Consider the following 22,036-nt stretch of genomic DNA (forward strand, 5'->3'; position numbering starts at 1 on the left):
GTTTAAATATACAGTATATTCTGAGTTTGTTGACAACTCTTGTAACAACAAAAAGCGCGAAGTCGTTACGACGAGTTTTACCAATTACGAGATGGAAATATGCGAGTGATTCTGGCTCTTGATTTCGATGGCGTGCTACACAGCATCCACGGTGCTGCTTTCGAGCACCTTCGTAGATTCGAATCCATCTTGAGACAATTTCCGGAAGTCGATGTCGTTGTGTCGAGTTCTTGGCGCGAGACATATGCGTGGGAAGATATTCTTAGCTACTTTAGCAAGGACCTACATCCAAGGTTCATCGGCCCAACGCCAGTGCTCTCGGTGGATTCGCAGCAATATCCGGCGCATGTCCGTTATCTAGAAATCAGAAAATTCCTTGCGGACTCTGGACGAGACCCTCACCGCTGGATTGCGCTCGATGACGATGTATCGCTGTTCCCGCCGATGTGCGGAGAACTTGTGCTTTGTGATGCAAAAAAGGGACTGGATGCTGCGACCGCAAGACTGCTTCGGAAAAGACTGTGGCAGTTACAAAAAATTGGGACTTAAGCAGAGAATACGGTCAGATGCCTTAGCTTGAGGGGCTTGTAGTAGCAAACGAATTAGTAAATCCTTTACTAATCGCTACTAATCGCAATTCATCACAAGTCAAACGATGGCGAAGACTCTTCTCATTTATGAAAGCGCTACTGAATCCCGGAAGAGGTTCGTATAAGTAAGAAAAGGCAGTACCTGTCCGCTTTTCATCAAAGTCAAACTCATCGTTTCTCAATACACAGGAAAACGATTGAATTCATTTTAACTCGTTGATTATTAATACTTTTCAAAGTAAATCAATGAAATCGACTTTTACATTGAAACTCATTGATTTTTAAGGCTTTTCAATGTGATTCGACGGACTTCAGTTTTATATTGAAACTGGCAAATTACCTTTCCATGCAATCATGCAAGAATCGCTTCGTACTACCAACTCTCCTCAAGAGATGACGTGTGCACAATTGGAAAGTCAATCAATAGCCCATTACGTCCGTCAGCTTTCACCGATGGCGGACATTACCAAGTCGCATTAGTTGGAAATTTTCGATGCGATTTGGTGGCAATTTTGATGCGAATACGCACTCTCCTTTCAATACAGAATATGAAATTTCAAGTCGGAACAGTTTTTTCAGGTCAGGTCAAGACTCCTGAGTGCCTAGAAAGTTAAGGCGTTTCATTCTATTAATTTATGGTCAACTGCCAGGAAAGCTAAGACTAACTTCAGTGTGCCGAATTACTTGATTGGGCGGCTCCCCCACTGAGATTTGCACCCCCATACTTTGAAGTTGTGACACAACAGAGAGAAGGGCCGCAGTTGTGTAGCTAGGTTGATTAAGGAAGCCTCCCATGCTTACCGCTAATGCGGACGCCGTCGGAATCGTACTCTGCTTTTCAAGAGCTTTTACAGCCAAGAAAAAAGCTGACTGCTCAGGTGAAAGGTTAACTGTACAGGCTCCGAGCAATGCCACCAGTAGGCCAAGAAAAGATGGCAATGTTGGCTGAGCAGATGTCGCTGACAGCACAACGGCAGCGAGCGCGAAAACGTTAACGTGATTTCCGGATGTCCGAATACCTTGGTTGGATGAGCCACCAAGAATGACCATCTCCAAATAGCCAGCATCTGCTTTAGGAGGTGCGACGTTATCCAATTTAATAGCACCACTTTGCAATACTCGAAGCGGCAAATTTGGAAAGTCACTTGGATTTAGTCCAGCGTTACGCAATGCAACATTTATGGCAGTACGAAGAGTTTGTTTTGTTATCACGATGGAATATGACGCAGAAGAAAAATGAGGTTACCTGAGCCTACGTAGTTCACAGCGAGGCTACAGCACATATACCGATGCTCTTTTTACAATTTAAGGTGTTAGGGTCTAAATTCTTAATAGACTCATCTTTTCATCTTGATTAGCTGCCGCAAACTTATCCCTAAAATTTTTATCCTTGAAACGGTCCAGTCTCTTTATGTTTCTTTCCTTATATTTTTTTAATGCTTTTGGACGCACAGGTATATAGCGAAGTGCTTTAGTAAAATTAAAAAATGGTATATCAGGGAAACCACGTGCCTCAGGCAATACTCCATGGAACATCAACTTAAAATCTGTTTCGGTATCTTTTACCGTATCAATGGCGCATTCAAACGCCTCACTGTTATCGCCCCTATCTAGAGTCTCAAATTTAAGTAAAGCTGCTGCATCGGCTGAATAAATACAACTAGCGGCATTTATAAACTGCAAAGTATTGATTGTTAAAACATCACCCTCTGAGATTGTGAGCACTGAATTTTTTCGGTCGAACATTTTCCCGTATGAAGATTTCAATTTATAAATACTGCTGTCGTAATAAATGAAACACAAGTCAGGCGATATTGGAAAAACGACAATCAAGCCCGCAGATAATGCCCCTGTTGTAGGGTGTTTTGGAAAATCGCGCATACATGGATTAATGAACACCGCTGGGGCATCGGAAAAAACGAAAGGCAACTGGCTCGAATTACGTAGAAGAATACACTCCAAGTCCTCCATAGCCCATCCGGATTCGAACGCAAGTACCATCGAATGCCATTGCCATCGTTTATCATCTGCATCGAAATTTTCCAGCGAGTTTTCTTTTTTCCAGTTTTTTGCCTCTTCAATATTTTTGACTTTTTCAGAAATATCGAAATACGCCTCGAGAGTTTTCCAAACCGTCTGAGTTTGATTTCTCTTTTTTGACGTTCTCGCATCCTGATATTGAATACATTGTATAACTCCGCGCTCGACCTTCTTGTCTACCCGTCGCAATTCAAGTGCGTAATCTATATTTTTTTTCAGAACATTTTCAACTTCGCAGACCTCATCTTCAACTTCCCCATCGCCGTAAAAATAGCTTTTGGAAGCTTGGTCAGCAATAGAGCAATTTTCGATAATTCTTTTTTTTGAAATAAGATAAGAGCAAATATGTTTTTTCTTCTCGTTAAAATATCTAAAATAAAATTGAGGAACGAAATGCTGATTTTTCTTTTTCGGTGTGGTGTTCATTAAGATTATTTGGAAAAGATAAGAGTCAGGTTACCGCAGTACTAGCGTTACGACGTTAGCGTCACAAAGCGCGCGACGCGCTTGCAATGCTTGTACATCATCTGTGTAGAGAAGAATCTGCCTCATTCGTACACAGACGGTGTGTATGTCTGGCTCGACGTTAAAACCATTCGGAGCGATTGGAGTAGTTGGAAAGATTAAGGGATAAGTTTGCGGGAAGCCTACCTAAAGTCACTATGTTTCAGCTAATCGTATCTACATAAGCCGCATACAATTCAGACACTCTTTCAGCAACATCGCCCGGCATTTCACGAAGGGATTTCACATGAAAGGTGCCCATGTGGATGCCGCGATACCTTATCTCCACCAACTTCCCATCCTCGGGTATGCAGTCAACTGCGCTCGCTAGACAGCCTGTAATGCTGCTATCTCCTGCTTCGGCATCAACGACCTCACTGCCATACAAAAGATGCCACTCATACAAAGCTGCTTCCAAACGGGAAATTGAAATGAGAGGTAAGTTCATGTGTGATACCTCGCTAAATGTAAAACTTGAAGGGAAGCATTGGCTCTCCTTCCAACGGAGCAGCAACCAAAATATCGCCGATAGCATCAGCAAATCGAATCGTGACAGGCTCCCTGTCATTGAACAGGCACGTATTGAAGTTAATTTTCGTCAGAGCCAGCACATCGCGCATCACAGTACGTAACTCAGCTTCACCTCGGCGGACGCTGATTTGTAGTGGATTTGGAGTATCAGGTCCCATGTATGTACTAAGTCGAGGAACGAATCCTGACGTCCACAAGTATCCGGTACGCGAGTCAGTAATCAACGCTGTCCCACGAATGACAGGGTATGCACCTGACCTAAACAATTTCAGCTGGTCCCACGCATCTGCAATTTGGACACCGACGATATTCGTCGAAGTCCCATGACAAGCCTCAACAAAGCCATCCCATTCGTCATCACTGAATGAGGCTTTAGCGTGAATAAATAGCTCCAGCGGTTCTTTTCCGTGCAAACGTTTGTACTCTGCAAGCACAGTGGTGACTAATCTGGTTGCTGCCGCTCTATCCAGGTGGAATTGTTTCGTGTCAGGGTGAAACCAAGGCCCTAGCGCTCCCCTGAAAACTACCCCCTCACCATCAGACAAAAACATTTGAGCGGCGCAGACTGAGTGTTTTGAAGTGTCTGCAATCTCTTGGCGCTTGTACACCAAACCTACATAACAGACACCAGGACGCATATCGGCGATTTGCCAAGGGCGACCGCCGCTCTTGTAGTAAGAGCCAGAGCATAATTTCCAAGCGACCGTTGCCATATCTTCGATTCGACGCTTGGGCTCGCCCGCAGCGTTCAAGAAATCGTAGGGAGCCAACGTACTTTCACGAACCAGCTGAGTGACAATTTTTTGGTGGAGTAATCGAGCCTTCAACTGTCGACGGAAGTTTTTCTCATACTTATAGACTTCCGCTTGTTCCTCAATTTCAGCATCTCCAAACAAGCTAGGTTGTTCATTTAACTTTAAAGCAGCCTTTGCGCTAATTGCTACCTTCCCAGGCACTCTGTCTTTCTTCGCAACGAGGGACATTGGCCGGCCGAGTTCATAAATAAACTCAGGCAAACCGACGTACCAAAAGCTAGGCGGGTCTTCGTCTCGTTTTGTTTGGGCAATAAGTCGTTCTACGTAAACATCGACCACCGATTTGATTGCCTCATGGCGATTCTCAATGTAAATCAATCTCTTCAGCTCATCCTCAGAGATATCGTCAATCACACGGTGCGGAGTAGCAGACCAAATAGCGTTAAAGGCCTCAGCGACACCTGGAAATGGAACATGATGTGGCGCCATCTCTTTAGCGCCTTTACGGGGAGCTGGGACATCAATGAAGGATGAAACAGCTTCTGCCCAACGCTTAAAGCGGTCAAGTCCATCTTTGGTGCCAATAAATCCATAACGTATTGGTCTACGCGATTCAGATGAATCCACGGGACCATACAGATAAAGACCATCTCGAGCATACTCAAGCTTTTGACCATAGCGGAACTCCAGAGTCGGTTCTGGGATATAGACAATCTCAGGTCTTTTCATCTGCTACCTCCTCTGATACATCTTCGAAGGGCTCATCAGGAACATCCGGGTCTTCCTCATCCTCCTCAATATCTCCTTCCAACACAGTTACCGGACAACTGAATTGCATTGGAGGGAGGTTGGCAATTAAAAACTCATCGTCAGAAACACCTATCTTCAGCGAATTTTTTCCATCGGTCAGCCACCAAAGGTAAGCACACATCATGTCTCTCCATCGTGCATTGCGCCAACCTTTGGCGAAAGAACGGCGAAGACTATGAGACTTTTTGACGTTATCTATGGCATCCAGCCCATTACTGGAGAAGACTAAACGAGCAGACAGTCGGTAATGAAGCAATGGAAAGGTACGTAACTGGGCGCTCATTGCGTAATGCCAATGAATGTTTCGTTTCGGTGAGTGCCCCATAATCTGTCTAGAGCCACGCCTAAAATTCCAATCGAATTTCACTTTGGTCAGTGGCCCCTTCTTGATGTTCGGCCACCAACTGAGTCGCTTACCACTGCCCATATATCCATCAAGGCCTTTTTTAGCGCAAAACTTCTCGAAAGCTTGTCCACCAATATCGACATAAATGCGACGAGCTTCGAATGCCGTTACGCCCAGACTAGACCATCCATTTCCTAGAAACTCACTGGTAGGAAGGGATGCCACCAATTTTCCTGGTAGTGCTTCTGCAATGAGGCCGTTCTTATCAGGACTAGAGAACGTAATAATTCCGGTGTGATATGGGACGGCAGGCCACTTGTGAAGCTGGCGCCTCTGAAATTTTTCTATTTCAAAACCAGTAGGAGGTTCGCAGTAATGGATACTCGCTGGCTGACCTGTTACCTCCAGCCAGTTAGAGACTAACGGTTCACTGTTCTGTAATAGCGGTGAAGCCCCTTCGGATTGCGAGGTTATCCATGCATTGAGAGAACCTCGAGCCTGTCGTTGCAAAGGATAAGTTCCTAGCAACTCCTGTAACTCCGCCAAACCTCCAGCCCAACTCTTTTCGAAATCTACGTACTGAAGATGGGTAATTAGAAAAGGCGCATCGAACTTTGTCATCCGAAGTGGAATAATAAAGTTAGGGTCGCCGATTTTCTTTGAGATATCAGAGCTGATTTGAATCTCGTTTCGGACGCCTTGTTTCTCCAGACCGCCAGGGGTGCAAACCAATAAGACCTTCGCTGCTCGATTACGTAATGCATCTTCGAGCTTCCTGGCCCAGTCATCGCCGCCCTTAAGTCGCATCACATCGGCCCAAACCTCATAACCCATGGCTGATAGCTTCGCTCCGAGCCATAAGACGAAGGCATTGTCTTCTGGAGTAGCGTGCGAGATGAAAATTGAATTGCGATTCTGATTATCCATGTCGAAAATCCGAGAATGCTAATTAAAGAGATGACTGTAAGCGGCAGACCAGAAAGGACTTCGTTCATTCCTAAAGCTATATACAGCTCCGCTCTGTTGCACCGCTAATGCATCTACAGAGTTTAAAGTCCCACTAGTAATGAAGTTCACACCGACGAGATGCTGGCGATTGTCTGCGATTAGAAAACGACTTGTGAAAACCCTGAGGGCTGTAGGTGCATTCAGACCATTATTGTCATGCTCAACTAAATTGGCGAGCTGCTCTTTAGAAAGGTCAGTAAGTTCGGCAATTAGCAAACCAGCACGCGATTTTGTCAGCTGTCGGCCGGCAGCATCAGAGAGGGTATCAAAGATAGAATCCAAGAAATTGTCGTCATTTTGACTTTGAATAGTGAGCGCTACTATTCCCCCATTCTTAGCTCCAAAAATTAAAGCTGCTCTATTGGAGGTGCCACTAATTTCATCAACTATTTTTCGAGCAAACGCAGAATCTTGAAATGGCGGTAAACCAAGCGTTTTGGTGTCGAACTGGAACAGCTCAACTGTTGCGCCCGACGTCAATGTTCCTGACGTTGTCGACTCAATCGCTGCCCACAACTCTGATGCCAGAGCTTTCCTATCTCTGTAATCGTTCGGAAGTTTATTCGGAAGAGTCAGCACCACACTAAGGCCAAAAGCTTGAGAAGCATTCAATCCCATGATTTGCTTTCTCAGCAGTGATGCGAAATCCAGTATTTCCCTAGTTTTGATGACCCTTCCCTTGTTTGTACCAATCGACTTACATTCAACCTCTAAAGGTGGATGCGATGAATCTTCAACAAGCAAGTCGAAAGTACCTATCTTTGTAATCTCCGGCCAACTTATCTTTTTACCCTCCCCCACGAAGTGCGTAGCCACTGCCAGCTCTAGCTGCAGGCCTCTCATGTCGTCTGGATTTTTGAGGGCTCCCCGCACGCGACCGAACAACTTACTAGCTTCTGATGCAGGAGAATTTCTGGTCAGTGAGAGAACTTGCGCAATAAATGCCATTGCCGGATATAACGAGCGCGAGTTCACCAATTGGAGAGGGATTTCTCCAAACTTCTTATGCATATTTGTCAAAGTATCGAGCTGATACGCTATTTCATTCTCTGCTCGTAGATGGCTACTGAGAAGTGGATTACCTCGAATTTCGTCATTACATTTTCTGACCCGATTCGTCCAATTTGCTTGCCCGATTTCATTTACAAACTGGTTATATAAGTGCGGAATGTTTCCGGTGTAAAGCTCTGTGTCAATCACTATGCGTTCTCTTATTTCATTTCTCTAACGCCGCCTCATTGCCCAATCTTCCCTAGCCACCAATAAGCAAACTACCGTAGTCAGTTCTCCTATAGTGGTCCTGATGGCTAGCGCTTTAATGTAGCCCTCTGAATGCAATGACTTCACGGATAGGCGTGTGCAACGCATCGGACCAACACGCATCATTGCTGGTTATTACATTAGCATTGCTTATCAGCTATTGGTTACCCAAAAGCATTGTTTTCAGATGAAAAACATCTTATTAAGCCCGAACAGTTGGACTTTCGACATCCTATAAATATGGGATGCCGTGTTTAGAAATACTTCAATTCGACAACAAAACCATTGTTATGCTGACCGGATACAAATAGTGACGAAATCATTTAATAGAACGATATAAATATTCGTTGCAAACTTCATCAACCCAAGCGTGCTAAAAAGTCAGCTACTTTCAGATGCGTATATCGCTTGAGCATATTCAGAGTTTTATGGCCGGTAATTGCCGCGACCTCCATTTCCTTAAAGCCTTTTTCGAATAGTCGTGTCGTGGCCTCATGCCTTAAATCGTGAAATCGAAAATTCTCAATGCCGCAAGCTTTGCATGCGGCCTTAAAATCTGTCGTCACCACATCTGCATTTCTATCGACAATTTTTGTCTTTGATGTCCGTGGTATGGATTCAAGAGCCGCAACCGCACGCGTAGAGAGCGGCACCTCGCGCGGCTCACCATTTTTGGTGTCACGCAAATATACAATTCTTGCGTTGATGTCCACATCGCCATGAGTCAATCTCATTATTTCACCGCGACGCATGGCTGTTTCCGTAGCAAGGATGATGATGTTTTTCAAACGTGCATCGCCCACACTTTCGCAGTAGGAGAGAAGACGAGACTCTTCGTCGCCGCGAAATCTACGGTCGCGGCCTCTTGCAATCTTAGGTTTTCGAAACATGCTTGTCGGGCTGACCAAATCCTCATATCCCCAATCCGTTCGGGCGACTTTAAATACGTGGGAGATAAGTGCAAATTCCTTTTGGAGTGTGCTTCCGCTAATGCCGTCACGCAGCCGGTTATCCCTATGAAGTGCCAGATGATGTCCACGTATTGCTAGAAGAGGAAAAGCCGCTAGCGGATGTCTTTGCCAACGCCGGATGTAACTGCGCTCACTTACCGCGCCTTTTTTATGAGGCGTCACCTCTGATAGGTATCGACCGAGTGCTTCATGCAAGGTGGGCGTTTCGTAAGCCAGGTCAGTTAAGTACGGAACCTTGAAATCGGCGCTTGTAGTAACAGCCGGTGCGCATTTTGCCAACTCAGCTAGGCGTAGCTTTCTCTCAATCGCCTTTTGAATTTTTATGATGAGATTTTCTTGGTATGAAGCCCAGTCTTCAGCTTCTTTCCTCGATGAGAAAGTCTTAGTTAAACGAGGTAGGTCAGGAAGCGAGATACGTACACGGAATTTTCCGGGATAACGACTATCGATGGATGCCATGTCTTTTCCTTTATCACTTTGAATTGCGCGACTCACGTTGCAATCTTTTGATTGCCGTGACCTTGGGCGGTTGAAACGCTAGTGATTACAGGATAGACGGGCTAGGAGATAGTCTTAAAAGGCTGAGATGAAGAAATTAGCATTCCTATGACCTGCATCTCTTCCAAGTACAAGAAAGCCTCAGAAGAGATGCAGAGCTTCTACTATTTAAATGAGGCTACCGTTGCTCTTGCCTCTCTGGCGATTTTTTCGGCCGAATTTTTTATTATCCCTATTGGGTAAGTACCTACAGTGATTCCTTCGTACCCGATTTCATATCCATCTATCCCGGTGATGTCTGAAACCTCGATAATCGCTTCGCTAATTGAGCGACACCCAACTTCGCGACACATTTCTTGACCGCCGTAATGCACGACGTATTCATAGAAACCTGATTCAATCTTTGATATATCAAGACGAGGAATAAACGGCTGCATTCCTGCAGCAGGAGCTTCCCACCCAGTGGGACTCGTTCCTCCGTCTTGGTACCCAGGCGATTGATAGCTAACAATACCCTCGCCATCAGACGAGTACAGAACCTCTCCATCAAGTCGGATTTCATGCGCATCTTCCATGTTTATGAATTTTCCTTGAAGCCAAATATAGGTTGGAGGATGTGGAAAATCTTTAAAAATCCGTATGTATGCTTCTTCCACGGTTGCTGGAATTGAGTCAGCAACGTAAACAAAGAACTTGAAGTTCACGAGCACATCAAAAGCTCTGCTAATCAACTCTTGTTCCGCGTTACTTTGATTCGCATCTTCTTTAGCAAGCTCATCATCAGCACTAAAAACAGTTTTCCAAATATCAGCAGCCGTCAGCAACCAGATAGACTCGTTTTCGAGGATGTCTGAAGGAATAACGGTACGCTCCGTATCCTTGATATCTAATGCGAACACCATTCCAGATAACATTGCTGCTATTGACTCTTTAGCGGGAGGTGTTTGTTGCCTTTGCTTTTGCAAGAACTCAGCTAATGCTTTAGGTAGCGCCTTTTCAATCGGCTTGGACCTTGTTTGCTCAAGACAGACCGTGACATGCTTCCAGTTGTCATAGCCAGCTGATTTAGCTACTGAATCTAATGCAATAGCTAGTGACGTACGTGTTTCTTTGCGCAGGTTCTTCGCACTACGGTTGAGTTTTTGAACCGCAGTTGCGGTTGTAGAGATGTGCTTCAAGATACGCTCCAAACGTTGAAGCGGAATTCAAACAGTGCCCACTGCTGCATTCCGCAACGTTAGAGGTAAATGCGGTGATTGGTACTACTGTCTTCTCGGCGAACCAAGTGGGCCTGGGTGGGCAGCGTGCGTCGACTACGCCCTACGATTCTATTTCAGAATCTATTACCGAATCAATGCTTTTAGAATTACACGAAGCATCTAGAGCTTGCTAACCATTTTTTGCATCTGGTATCAACGCAGGAATATAATCAGCTGATTCCACGAGGCTTGGATGATGTATTCGCGACCGGTGACTATACGTGCAACAAACTACCGAAATATTCGCATGCATACCATCGAGAACGATTTTCAATCGGTGCTTCTGACACCTGAAAACTTCCCTTTTACCCTAGAAGACGCGTTGTCCCTACTTTCCATCACGCCTGATTTTCTTCCTGGTCAGTCAAGACGTATCGCACTGATGTATGAACTATCCTGCGTGATTGATGACGTGCACTGTGTAGCAACGGTTAATCTATGCTCTTGGAAATTTTTGCAGGTTGACGGTGAACTACTCCTCGAAGAGGCCGCCGGAATCGACGAACATAAACCTCGAGTTAAACCCACCACATCGCTTTCCCACCTTAAAAAGTTGGCGCAATATTACAAATCTCGTGGGGTGACGAGGGCATTTTTACATAGTGCTGAAGACAGCAATGATTTCATTCAATCAGTATGTATGCCATTCAGGAGCCTGAATCATTTGCAGGTCTGGTATCCCAAGCAGATATTAGTAGCCGTGCGAGACGAATTGTGCGTTCAAGGTTTTTTGGTTGAAACGTAGATGTGTTCAGGTAGTTCAACCCGAAGTTCATATCCATCTCGCGCTTCATTTAAGACGAGAGCTCCGTAGGCAAACCAGTACACCTTCGCATCGGTTGCAATACATTCCAACAAGCACTCATTTGTTTTCCTTTCCATGAGGTTCACGGGATGAGAGATGTCACACTTGACGTGAACCGAAACGGGCATTCGTATTGTTAACGGAGGTTCGTTTGGCGGGCCATTTTCGGCAGTCAACGTGAAACCAGTTGGGGATTGTGAGGCTTTGGCATCTCCAAAATATATAAACCTCCCATTCCAAGGCTTTTTCCCAATTCCATGAAATGCGTTTTTATAATTTGTTTTTTCCTCGTAAAGTTTCAACGGTGCTTTTGCCAGCTCTCCAAAAACGAAATTGTTCAACGCTTTGGCATCATCAGCGAGCTTTTTTGCTTCAGGCAATTTATAAAGTTGTGAAAGCGCAGTCCGCCGCGCCGCAGCCAAAGTGCGGAGCAAGGAAGTGGTGTACTGGTTGGCTATTTCAAGATTACCCGCTGAATCTTTTACTCTGGTCTTGATTTCATCATCGGAAGGGTAGTTAGGAGAAGGCTTTATTGCCTTTGGCGTTGTTCCTGCTCGCGCGGCCCGAATCGGAACCAACCTCTCCGGCAAGTCCACTTCAAATTTGTAGGTAGCGCTAGTTGATTTTCGGTTGATTCCATAAGCAACAAGCCCAGCCTTTCCGTACGGGCAAAGGTCTGCGTGGTCGCTTTTTAATTTAGCAAAATGTGGGGCTTTAACAAATTCGTCGCCATAACAGGCAACCGGGGAAACGGGAATATCACAAAATGCACAATAAAACGATTCAAATCTCGTTCCGTGCTGCAAAAAAGCATCTTTAACTTCAATAGCAGCCCACTTTTCTCCAAATTCATTCTTCGCCAACTCACTCATCTTATACGCGCCATAGTTATGTCGATAACGACATAATAATCTGCCGCCCATAAATTTTCCATGCGGAAACTTTTATATTAATTTTTTGCATGATTTGGTCATAACTTTCGGCTAAGCACCTGACTCTACTGACGCTGTTGAGGTGGTCAATGTCTTCGTTGGCGTAAGCGTATATATTAAGTTGCCCTGCCTTTTATTCCACAGTTCCTCCCTCAGCCGTCTCGCTGCATCATCAAATAGCTAACCGTGCGGTGACCTTCAAACATTCGTTTGAAAGAAGCATAAGCAGGGTTTTCCTCACTCATGATTGCCGACTCAGCAGATACATATGTCTTAAGTTCGTCGACTACACTCTGGACAACCTGAAGCCGGTTAGTGACCTTCAGATGGAGATTGCCGGAAGGTTACGTGTGGACCTTGGTATAGAGACAGATATTGCAAGAATGAAGGTACCCGTAGAAAAGGCGAGGGATGAAATGCATGCCGAATCAAATCGTTTGGTAGATGCAATCTGCGCAAACAACAACGATTAACTTCATTTTTTAAAGCCAAGCTCTCGGGTAAGGCGGAACAGTTCTGCTTGGTACACGGCATCCTGGACTGCATCATGCGTGCCCTTGAGATTCGGACTCAACCGCTTGGACATCGCGCTGGAACGTGTGTCACGCCATGAGGAGCCCGTCGCCCCCATGTAATACGCCTTGATGTCTAACGCAGTGAATCCGAATGGATTGCTTCCGTGAAAGAGGTGGAAATAGTAGTTGATGAAGGACCAGTCAAATGGCGCATTGAGGCCGACAAAGACAGGAACTCCTTTTTCGCCGCAAACCGCCTTAACCCATTGAGCGAACTCTGCCATCGCTTGTTGAGGTGCTGTGCCAGTCTTCTCTAAGTCTTCGAACGTGAACCCGATTACCGCCATCGCTTCTGGGTCAGCGTTCCGATTTAACGGCTTTACGGTGAGACCGAACGTGGTTTCTGGCTCATCGACTAGGCAGGCGCCGAAAGAAAGCATGCTGTATTCACCTGGCACTGGGCCAGCTGTCTCGATGTCCACCGATACGAAGACTTCTCTTACATCACCCATTCGACTCTCCAACTTACTCTACTGTGATGTTACGGAATCTGGTCCTGCACTTGGCCGTGGAATTCATTCCAAGAAAGCCAGTCTCCATTTTTTTCTGCAGACCAGACAGCAATCTCTAGCAAATCACCACGATTGCCGATGATGATGCTTAAGTACCGGTCGCGGTCGTTACCAAATGCTCGTAGATACTCTTCCGTCGTTTTCTTGTCTTGTCCAGATGGTCGAGGGCTTCTTTCAGGATGGGTGTGCCATAAGCCAATTGCATGTCTTCCCCTTGCGTACATCTCAAGACGTGCGTTGTCTGTCGACTTTAAATTCGGATTGTACGAGTGCCGTGTTCGATAGTCTTCCTGATGGGGGCCTGCTACAGCATCAACAACAATACGCAAGGAATGAGGTGTCGACGAGTATAGTTCACCGCCCGCTTCCTTTTGCATCCATCTCCTTTGAGCATGAGTGTACATATAGCAAAGTGCACTCTCGGTGAACAACACGTACATAGTCATATCAGGTGAGAAGAACGTCCGACACTTCACACGAAACTCCGTTCTATCGTGACGCCAACATGCGGTGACGCTTGTTCTGCCCATTCCCGATATGTCAGATTGGACCACTGTTTATCTAAGAATTGTCGTCCACGAACCCAACTCAGCATCTGAGAGGTTTCAAGCTCTTCATCTATCAAGCGAAGCGCGTTCTCTGATATCAAGGCAACTGCATAAGCAGCGTTCGCTGCAGTGTATGCCTGAAATCGGCTGCTGCATCCGGGAACCTTTTTAATTACTTCTGCTGGCCAATTGATTGCTTCAAGCTCATTAAGCCGGTCATGGATGCTGGCTCCTGGAAACCACAACGTTTGCGGAGTCAACATGCAGACGTGCGCTCCAGCCACGAAAGGCTCCATCCAACCGACAACCAGTTGGCAAGGATGCTGCTTCCGAGCCTCGTTCAATTGCCATCGAACCTCGGGCTCTCCTGTCAAATCCAAGGTAGTGTCGTAGTTTGCCAGCGTGTTAGACCGCAACCAATTCTCAGCCGTACCAGCGTGATGTGTGATTGCACAAGACGGAAAGCGCAGTCCAACTTCCTTTGCGATAGATGACGCTTTTCCATAGTTGATGTGTGGTACGCCAAGCAGATGACGCCCCACGTTCGCCGATTCCATAGCATCCGAATCGACGACTGTAATTCTGCCAATGCCCGCTTTTGCTAGCTGTTCTACTACAGGACTACCGAGTGCACCGGCACCAAACACAACTATGTTTTTCTCCTGTCTAGTTGTGACCTGTGGAATTTGGTCGCGTCCCACGGTCCAAGCAGGGTCAACACGGTCTACCAGTAGTGGCTGAATGCCGGTGTGCGGTTGTCGTGCACGCTTGCGAATGCCCTCTTGATGGACAACAGGAGGGCCGCCGGGAAGCACATACGCGAATCCACCTTCTTGATTTCGAAACAAGACAATCCGATGCTCACGCGTACGTCGTGAACGAATTTTCTGCTCGAAGAAGCGCCGTTGGTCGGACAGCTTCAATCTGGCACGGACTACGCGAAGTAAGGAGTCGACATCTTTCGGCCAGGTAGATGGCACAAAGGACTTTGAAATTGGAATGTCAGCGATGATGACCCGGATACATTGCGTCGACCGGTGCCCAAGGGACTCAACTATGCGTTGTACAAAAGGATTATCTGCATCACCAGCAATGATGAACTTTGAAGGTTGCAGAAGCAACCCTCCGCGAACTTGAGGTTTCGGCGGGGCATCGTCTACGGTAAGAACACGAATAGCCGTGTCGCTGTTCGTCCTCTTTCTTAAAACGTTCACCGTCCAATAGTTCTGGGGCTCCTTCCCAAAATCGTAATCGAGTTGGCCATCTCGCCAAGGATCAAAAAATTTGTCGAAGAATGCTTTTACGAGTGCTTCGATACGCTCGGTGGCATCAAGACCACGTCCAGGCCCCGGGTCACCATCTAGACAAAGCAGACCGCCACGCTCCACATGAGGAATGCGCAGTTCTGCGTCTGACGGTAACTGGATGCGTGCGATTCCCTGCTCTGGAAAGCCTTTCGGCAGTATCACTTCTGCGAACGATATCTCCCGGCCGTGCTGAAGCTGTTCAAGCTTCATCCGGTACACAGTTGCCCCGCTCCCTCCGCGAGTAGCTGGTTCAACCAGATACCTCGTTAGAGTAGCGGACAATGGTGCAAGGTCAAAGGTCATGCAGTGTGCGCTATGCAAGTCCCGGTGTACGTGGAGCAGGCTTCGGTGGGGAATCAATGATGCGTGGGCCTGAGCCTCCGCTGCCGCCATTGGAGCCACCCGAGAATGGGCAACCAAATACTTCCAAGGTCTTATGCATAATCTGTTTCGGGTCGTTCAATGCCGCGATAGCTTGCAGGTCCGCACGCAATAATCCACACCACGTACGGAATGCTTCAGCGCGTTCGCCGTCGTCCGTGTTCCAACGTTCAGCGAAGTTTTCATCAATGACAGTTGGATTAGGCAAGTAGTAGCCATAATCTGGATTCTTCGGAATCATCTCAGGCAAAAGGTCTGCAATCGCAATAAGCGCATCCACCACATGGACAAATGGTTTGCGGGAGCCGTCGGCCATCAAATCTGCCAGACCCTCGTAACACGTGGTGAGCAGCGTCACTAAGATAATGGAGATAGGCTGCGTCTCGGAGTCAAGAAGTCCGCGATATACGCACATATCACGATGACGCTTGAAGAGGCGAATTGCCACTCGAAGAGTTTCTTCGACTTCCACACTTTGGGTACCAACTGGTTCTACGCTCGCACGAATACTGTCCAAAGCCTCTGTGGCAAGCGACCAGACAATCGTCCTGTTTGAAGCACGCTCAACCCAGTCTTGGATACCCTTGGGGTTCGATGTCTTCCAGTTTTTGGAGGGCGTGTCGACCACGGCTAAGGCAGTGGCCAGAAACTCCGGTTCAGCTTGCTTCAGACCGCGCCGTTGACGCTCCGTAAGCGGCACCGTTTCCAAAGGAACTGACGGAGTAAATTCCAGATAAAAGCGTTTGTCTGGATAAGTGATGGTCCAGCACCGCCGCTTTGCCGTAGCTTCCAGTCCTTCAAGCGCTGTACCAACCGCGGCAAAGAAAGCCATTGGGTCTTTTGCCTGAATCTTTGTAATGTCTACTTCGCAAACCGCATCAATGTCGAACTTACCGTTTCGAAGTGTACTAATAAGCGTTTTGGTGCTTGCAGAGCCTTGCGGAAAGACAGTGATTGCACCACGTGGCCAGTTCAGTTTCGAAACCAGTCGGTTGGCGATGTTTTCATATTCGGCCGCAGCCTCATCAATCAACTCCTTTTTGACTGTGATGTGGTCATTGACTGCACTCAGCGCGTGCGTATATGGCTCGCGGTCATGTTTGATTCTCGCTTGCTTTACAGACTCATGAAGGTCTTCAAGTGCAGCTGTGCCAACACCATCAAAAACGGGACCGAATGATTTAGCCATAACGGCTAGACCACCGCGGCGTTGAATAGCTTCCTCTACCAACATTGCTTTACGTGTCTTTGCCACAGTTGTTTCCTTTATTAAATCTCAATAGGCACTTGTTTCGAACCAGCGGGGGGAACGACACTCAAGCCGTTGATAGTGAAAGCTTCTCTGAAAGGTTGCTGCCAATTTGGTCGGTCATACAGAACATATTCGGAACGATAACCAAACCGCATCACTTTTCCAATGCTGAATACCATCGCCTGATGGACTCATAACAACAAGGTTTAGACTGTTCGTAATTCCTGCTGGAATAGACATTGGCTTAGCCCTTTTAAAAGTCTTGAGTTGCGACGCGTTGGGCTGGCTTACTCGCGGTAGCCATCTGAATACTCCAAGGATATGAAGGATTGGACTCTTTCTCGTATTGGTAGCATCGCAACAGCGGCATATTGCGAAGGTCATAAGCTCTACCAAACCGAATAGCCAGACTAGCCGGTGCCGCAAGCACCAGATGAATAATTGATACTCGCTTATTACCTAATCTCGCTACAGTCTGCAAAAATTGCTGCGTCAGTGCGTTTTGCCATTGCACACCCCATATGGTGTTAGGCAAAGGATTCTGCAACCGCAAGTGAACGAGCGGTTTATCAGCAAATGTCCGTTTAATACCATCTATATCTACCAAATAAGAAGCGGAGACAGCTAGTACCACTTCATTAGCCAGATTGAACTCGTCTTCTTCGAGAACAAAAGCTTCTTTATTCTCTTCCACCATTAACTCATTCCATCGGCCTTCCGTTCTGTTCCAATCAAACAGTACGACATTCCCCTCATCGTCTATCAAAGTGCCGACATGGAATAAAAGAGGCACTTGCAACACTCCGCCGACAATTACTGTTACGTGCTCTCGTGAAACGTCGCCCCGGGCAACCTGCAAATCCCTTCTAAGGTAATCAAGCTCAATTAAAGCAGCTCCCAAATGGGCACTGTCACCAGTCAAGAATTTTCTAACGTCTTTCACCAAGTCAATACGCTGGCCTACGAATTTAGCTGGAATGGCTGAAATCAAGGGCCGGTCTGACGTATCCACAAGACCGCGAAGCTCTACCACAATGACCCTGCCAATTTCACTTAATTTATGCTCTTGTCCATGAACTCTCGTAACAATAATGAGCCCGATAATAAAACCAACTGCGCCCAAAACGATGACCACAGTTGCAAGCAAGAGATTTGGCTCATCCGTTAATCCCCACTTGAAGCGATTCCCTTCATACTCGATTTCGAAGAACACTCCACCTGCACCAAACAAAAGCAAAGAAGCACTCAGTGCGCAAAGTTTGAGTCCGAGATTACGTTGTCGCGTCAGAAAATCGATTACTTTTGTCGCATTTCGCTTGAACCAATCAGCCCACATATCATCCCCAAAGACACTAAATGTAGATATTATTTTTTTTAAAACACTATATACAGTGTAATTTAGCTAGACAACATTGCCAACAAAAAAGTATCAACAAAGCAATATTAGGATGAAATACCCTATATGGAATAACGTAAGGATTGTAATTGGCTATGAAGCTACGACTTGAAGAACGTGCATTTCTGACGCGTGAGTGTTCGCAGGATTGCCGCCTATTCGCATGTAAATGCTGCAGTCCATTTGCGTTGATTCTTGCCAGGTTCGCGGGACTTGTATAAATGCCTGCTTTCGCCCCCCTCTAATTGATTAATTAGCAAACCGACTGCTAATTAATGCTATTAGCAAGTTAAAGCGACTACAAAATCGCGCGAAATCAAGCTATTAAGAGATGACCTACCAGTTCGAGGAGCATCGAAGAAAACCGATGAGCATCAAGGAAAGCCGTCAATAGCTGTTATTTAGGTTGGCGAGGGACGTCTGAATATTCGGGTAATCTTTTTCCTGATTGCAGAATTGGAGAAAAATAGATAATCTACTTTTCAGGTCTATGACCAAACACTAGAAAACTAGCTAGTTTTACCGCTTTGCTGACACCATCAGCAAGTCGATTCGCTATTTGTGAGAGGGTTCGCAATGGAGAATCGATGGATAAGCGCTTTATAAGCTGCCCTAAACAGGCTGCATTATTTAAAGAAATATCAGGCAGATACAGTAGCGGTGTCTTTAAGTTAGCTTTGTCGTTTTCAGCTAACTACGCTCAAGTTCAAAGCCGATACTTCCATTACTTGGCAGCGCGCCAGGAAAAACGCTGCAGCAATTCATCGACTATCCCTCTTTCGATTAAGCCGCGCTGGCATTTCTTAAATTCCCCACTCTTTAATTCCACTCAGCAGTTCTTTTACACCGGCTTTGCTCGGCGTCCTTTCATCTACCAACGACTCCCTGCAATGTGGTTCGCCCTCGAACCTAGAATCCGATTGCTATGGTCGCACCATACCTTTCAAATTCGACACCACCGTGTCTTAAAATCTAAAATCAGTCGGCAGCTCCTAAAATTTTTTACAGCGTCGACTACGTTTCTATATATCAGCAGGAACCACTCCACTGGGGATGCTGATGCTAGATAAAACACAACTTGTCGATATGTTCGACCGCCTTGGAACGCCACGACAAGGCCGCGAGCTGATTATGAAAGCACGGTCGCATGCTCCCGTACGCGACGTCAAATCGCGCGGTGGCAACGTCATTACGCTGATGGCAAGTCAAAAAATGGGATGCGAAATCCGCACCGAAAGTCGTCACATCGAATTTGCCGCCGCTGTCGAGCGAGAATATGACGCGCAAGTGCTCGAGTACTACGCGCAGCCAACTGAATTGAAGCTGGACCTCATTGACCCTGCAACGGGCGAAATTCGCCGAATTACTCACTTCCCTGATTTCCTCGTCATACGCCAAGATGGTTTCACGCTGGAAGAGTGGAAATCTGAAAGTAAGCTTGAACGTCTTGCAGAAAAATACCCTTACCGCTTCAAAAAGGGGAGCGACGGCAGATGGTATTCGCCTCAAATCGAAAAGCAATTAGCCGAGCTTGGCATTGGCTATCGCATTTTCAGTGACTTGGACCTACCTCGACGTCGCGTAGACAATCTATTGCATCTGGCGGATTACTTTCATCCCGCAGCTCCCCCATGTGAGCAGGAAGAACTCGTCCGGCTCAACGCAGTACTGGCTCAGCAAGGTTGCTTGCATATTGCAGAGCTGATGGCCCAACCATTTAAGTTCAGCGCGGATACCTTGCTCAAGGCAATCGCCGATAACGTGGCCGTTGCTGACTTGGACCATGAGCTGCTGTCAGAACCGCGCCGCTCTCGACTTTATCGCGATACAACCTTGCGCGACTTCGTACGGGCCGAACAACAAGCAAACGTGGCGATTGCACAGGAGCGGTTTGTTTTCGAAATCGCTGAAGGAGTCCGTTTTCTCTATGAAACACAGCAAATGGTTATTTCGCTGGTCGGTGAGAAAGACGTCGTCTGCCGCAAAGCAGATGGAGCAACACTTAGCCTCACCCGCACTTGGCTAACCCATGCTTTTGAATCAGGCCAAATCATCATGCAGAACCCAGCAACACATGCTGGTCTGGATTTGGTACGTCACTCCCAAGAAGCACTCAATTCTGCCCTACACAGACAAGCCATCTTAAATGATGCTGAGCAGAAGCATGTCAGCGAACGCACCATGCGTCGCTGGCTTGCACGTCAACGTGCAGCAACCGCGAACGGTGCCAACGACGTCTTAGCACTTGTCCCTCGTACCACAGCAAGGGGCAATCGAAGTGAGCGATTAAGTGCCGAACAGGTCGACATGATGCATAAAATTTATGAAACCAAATGGCGCACTACAGAGGCAAAAAACTACAAGAACTGTCACAGGGAACTACAGGTTGCATGCGATGCCATTGGCATTCAAGCACCGTCATATCCGACATTGATTAACTACATCAAGACGCTGCAGAGCGAAAGTGACGTGCGAACTCGCCATGGAAAACGCATGGCCTACCAGAACAGCGAATGGACTAACTTTCTACACTACGACACACCAATGCATGGCAGTCGTCCCTTTCAATACATACACGTCGACCACACACAACTCGATATCGAGTTGATTTCAAGTCGCTCCGACAAACCGCTCGGGCGGCCGTGGCTCTCCCTGGCCGTCGATTCATTTACAAGGCGCATCGTTGCGCTCTATCTAACTTACGACCCACCTTCATACCGGTCAGTAATGATGGTCATGCGGGACCTTGTGAATCGCCATGAGCGACTACCTGAATTCGTTGTAGTGGATAACGGTCGCGATTTCATGTCCGAAGCATTTGAATCATTTTTACAGGTAATGGGGGTACATCTACGATTTCGTCCTGCTGGCCAGCCCCGTCATGGCGCAGTGCTTGAGCGGATGTTCGGACGTGCGCACTCCGAATATGTACACAACCTCGCCGGCAATACTAAAGGGACCAAAAACGTCAGGTCACTTTCTGGTTCGCACCTTCCGGAAAAATTTGCGGAATGGACATTGGAATCGATGTATTGCGGACTGCAAGCCTGGGCGTTCGACTACTACAACCAGCAACGTCATCCCGCTTTGGACTGTAGCCCAATTGAATTGCATGCCAAAGGCATTAGGGACAGCGGTGCACGTCCGCAACGTCAGATACTTTTTAACCAAGACTTCCTGATTGCGACTTGCCCTTCTGCTGACCGTGGTGGTGTTCGCAAAGTGCACCGGCAGCATGGCATCAAAGTCAACGACATGTTTTATTGGAATGCTGAATTCAGAGACCACCGTGTATCAGGTCAAAACTTACAAGTGAGGTATGACCCGTGGGATGCCTCATCGGCATACGTGCGCTTAAAAAACCAATGGGTTCACGCCCGATGCCGAGCCATGGTGCAACTGGGTCAATTAACTGAGACAGAACGGAAAGCCCTTACCGAGGAATACCGCAAACACAGCAAAGAGCATCACGACGACGAGAAGGCTATGCAGCGACTTCGTGAATTCATGCAGGTCTTTAAACCTGAAGGGGCTATGCAAATCGCTATGGAGCGTCAACAAGAAAACAAGTCGCTTTACAACCAGCTAAAGCTGAGCAGCATCAACCCTGTTACTCAGCCTATGAAGACTTTTCTGGAAGACGACACATCAGCACACGTCATTGCTTCGGACATCAGCACTATCGAGCCAAGCTTTACAGCCATATCGTCCGCGACAACAGAGCCAGAACCCTTACCTAAATTTGAAGAATTCTAA

At 46.8% G+C, this 22,036-nt stretch carries 17 protein-coding genes; 3 read left to right on the forward strand and 14 right to left on the reverse strand.

The window, feature by feature from the left end:
- Window positions 1-99: 99 nt before the first annotated feature.
- Window positions 100-549 (forward strand): HAD domain-containing protein, encoded by a 450-nt coding sequence (locus tag IEV29_RS05025; RefSeq protein WP_188380141.1) that lies wholly within the window; start codon window positions 100-102, stop codon window positions 547-549.
- A 680-nt stretch (window positions 550-1,229) separates the two neighbouring features.
- Here the strand turns inward: IEV29_RS05025 and IEV29_RS05030 are convergent.
- The 8 genes from IEV29_RS05030 to IEV29_RS05065 form a co-directional block, all read right to left on the reverse strand.
- Window positions 1,230-1,802 (reverse strand): hypothetical protein, encoded by a 573-nt coding sequence (locus IEV29_RS05030; protein ID WP_229726240.1) that lies wholly within the window; start codon window positions 1,800-1,802, stop codon window positions 1,230-1,232.
- Window positions 1,803-1,910: 108 nt separating this feature from the next.
- Window positions 1,911-3,056 carry a DUF4238 domain-containing protein gene (locus tag IEV29_RS05035; RefSeq protein ID WP_188380143.1) on the reverse strand — a complete coding sequence of 382 codons (1,146 nt, stop codon included), beginning with the start codon at window positions 3,054-3,056 and terminating at the stop codon, window positions 1,911-1,913.
- A gap of 241 nt (window positions 3,057-3,297) precedes the next feature.
- Window positions 3,298-3,582: a hypothetical protein gene (locus IEV29_RS05040; RefSeq protein WP_188380144.1), complete on the reverse strand. Its 285-nt coding sequence runs from the start codon at window positions 3,580-3,582 to the stop codon at window positions 3,298-3,300.
- Between the two features lie 13 nt (window positions 3,583-3,595).
- Window positions 3,596-5,149 carry an argonaute/piwi family protein gene (locus IEV29_RS05045; protein WP_188380145.1) on the reverse strand — a complete coding sequence of 518 codons (1,554 nt, stop codon included), beginning with the start codon at window positions 5,147-5,149 and terminating at the stop codon, window positions 3,596-3,598.
- A complete protein-coding gene (locus tag IEV29_RS05050; protein ID WP_188380146.1) occupies window positions 5,136-6,503 on the reverse strand; it encodes a toll/interleukin-1 receptor domain-containing protein in 1,368 nt (455 codons plus the stop codon). The genes IEV29_RS05045 and IEV29_RS05050 overlap by 14 nt, the downstream gene beginning before the upstream one ends.
- An 18-nt stretch (window positions 6,504-6,521) precedes the next feature.
- Entirely contained in the window at window positions 6,522-7,784 is a 1,263-nt protein-coding gene (locus IEV29_RS05055; protein ID WP_188380147.1) for a hypothetical protein, read from the reverse strand.
- Between the two features lie 419 nt (window positions 7,785-8,203).
- A complete protein-coding gene (locus IEV29_RS05060; protein ID WP_188380148.1) occupies window positions 8,204-9,274 on the reverse strand; it encodes a site-specific integrase in 1,071 nt (356 codons plus the stop codon).
- A 203-nt stretch (window positions 9,275-9,477) separates the two neighbouring features.
- On the reverse strand, window positions 9,478-10,491 hold the full coding sequence (locus tag IEV29_RS05065; RefSeq protein ID WP_188380149.1) for a hypothetical protein: 1,014 nt from the start codon (window positions 10,489-10,491) through the stop codon (window positions 9,478-9,480).
- A 328-nt stretch (window positions 10,492-10,819) separates the two neighbouring features.
- On the opposite strand from IEV29_RS05065, the gene IEV29_RS05070 reads away from it, so the two are divergent.
- A complete protein-coding gene (locus IEV29_RS05070; protein ID WP_188380150.1) occupies window positions 10,820-11,317 on the forward strand; it encodes a hypothetical protein in 498 nt (165 codons plus the stop codon).
- Here the strand turns inward: IEV29_RS05070 and IEV29_RS05075 are convergent.
- From IEV29_RS05075 to IEV29_RS05100, 6 genes are all read right to left on the reverse strand, one after another.
- A complete protein-coding gene (locus tag IEV29_RS05075; protein ID WP_188380151.1) occupies window positions 11,293-12,249 on the reverse strand; it encodes a hypothetical protein in 957 nt (318 codons plus the stop codon). The two genes, IEV29_RS05070 and IEV29_RS05075, sit on opposite strands and share 25 nt — an antisense overlap.
- Before the next feature lie 535 nt (window positions 12,250-12,784).
- The gene (locus IEV29_RS05080; protein ID WP_188380152.1) at window positions 12,785-13,336 is read right to left on the reverse strand and encodes a 3'-5' exonuclease; all 552 of its coding nucleotides are present in this window, start codon (window positions 13,334-13,336) and stop codon (window positions 12,785-12,787) included.
- Between the two features lie 29 nt (window positions 13,337-13,365).
- Window positions 13,366-13,842, reverse strand: a complete 477-nt coding sequence (locus IEV29_RS05085) for a Mov34/MPN/PAD-1 family protein (RefSeq protein WP_373868091.1) — start codon at window positions 13,840-13,842, stop codon at window positions 13,366-13,368.
- Between the two features lie 26 nt (window positions 13,843-13,868).
- Entirely contained in the window at window positions 13,869-15,461 is a 1,593-nt protein-coding gene (locus tag IEV29_RS05090; protein WP_188380153.1) for a ThiF family adenylyltransferase, read from the reverse strand.
- A 103-nt stretch (window positions 15,462-15,564) separates the two neighbouring features.
- Window positions 15,565-16,887, reverse strand: a complete 1,323-nt coding sequence (locus tag IEV29_RS05095; protein WP_188380154.1) for a nucleotidyltransferase domain-containing protein — start codon at window positions 16,885-16,887, stop codon at window positions 15,565-15,567.
- 250 nt (window positions 16,888-17,137) lie between these two features.
- Window positions 17,138-18,220 carry an SAVED domain-containing protein gene (locus IEV29_RS05100; RefSeq protein WP_188380155.1) on the reverse strand — a complete coding sequence of 361 codons (1,083 nt, stop codon included), beginning with the start codon at window positions 18,218-18,220 and terminating at the stop codon, window positions 17,138-17,140.
- A gap of 1,119 nt (window positions 18,221-19,339) precedes the next feature.
- On the opposite strand from IEV29_RS05100, the gene IEV29_RS05105 reads away from it, so the two are divergent.
- Window positions 19,340-22,036, forward strand: a complete 2,697-nt coding sequence (locus IEV29_RS05105; protein WP_188380156.1) for a TnsB C-terminal domain-containing protein — start codon at window positions 19,340-19,342, stop codon at window positions 22,034-22,036.

The sequence above is a fragment of the Oxalicibacterium faecigallinarum genome, assembly GCF_014635705.1.
GTDB lineage: Bacteria > Pseudomonadota > Gammaproteobacteria > Burkholderiales > Burkholderiaceae_D > Oxalicibacterium > Oxalicibacterium faecigallinarum.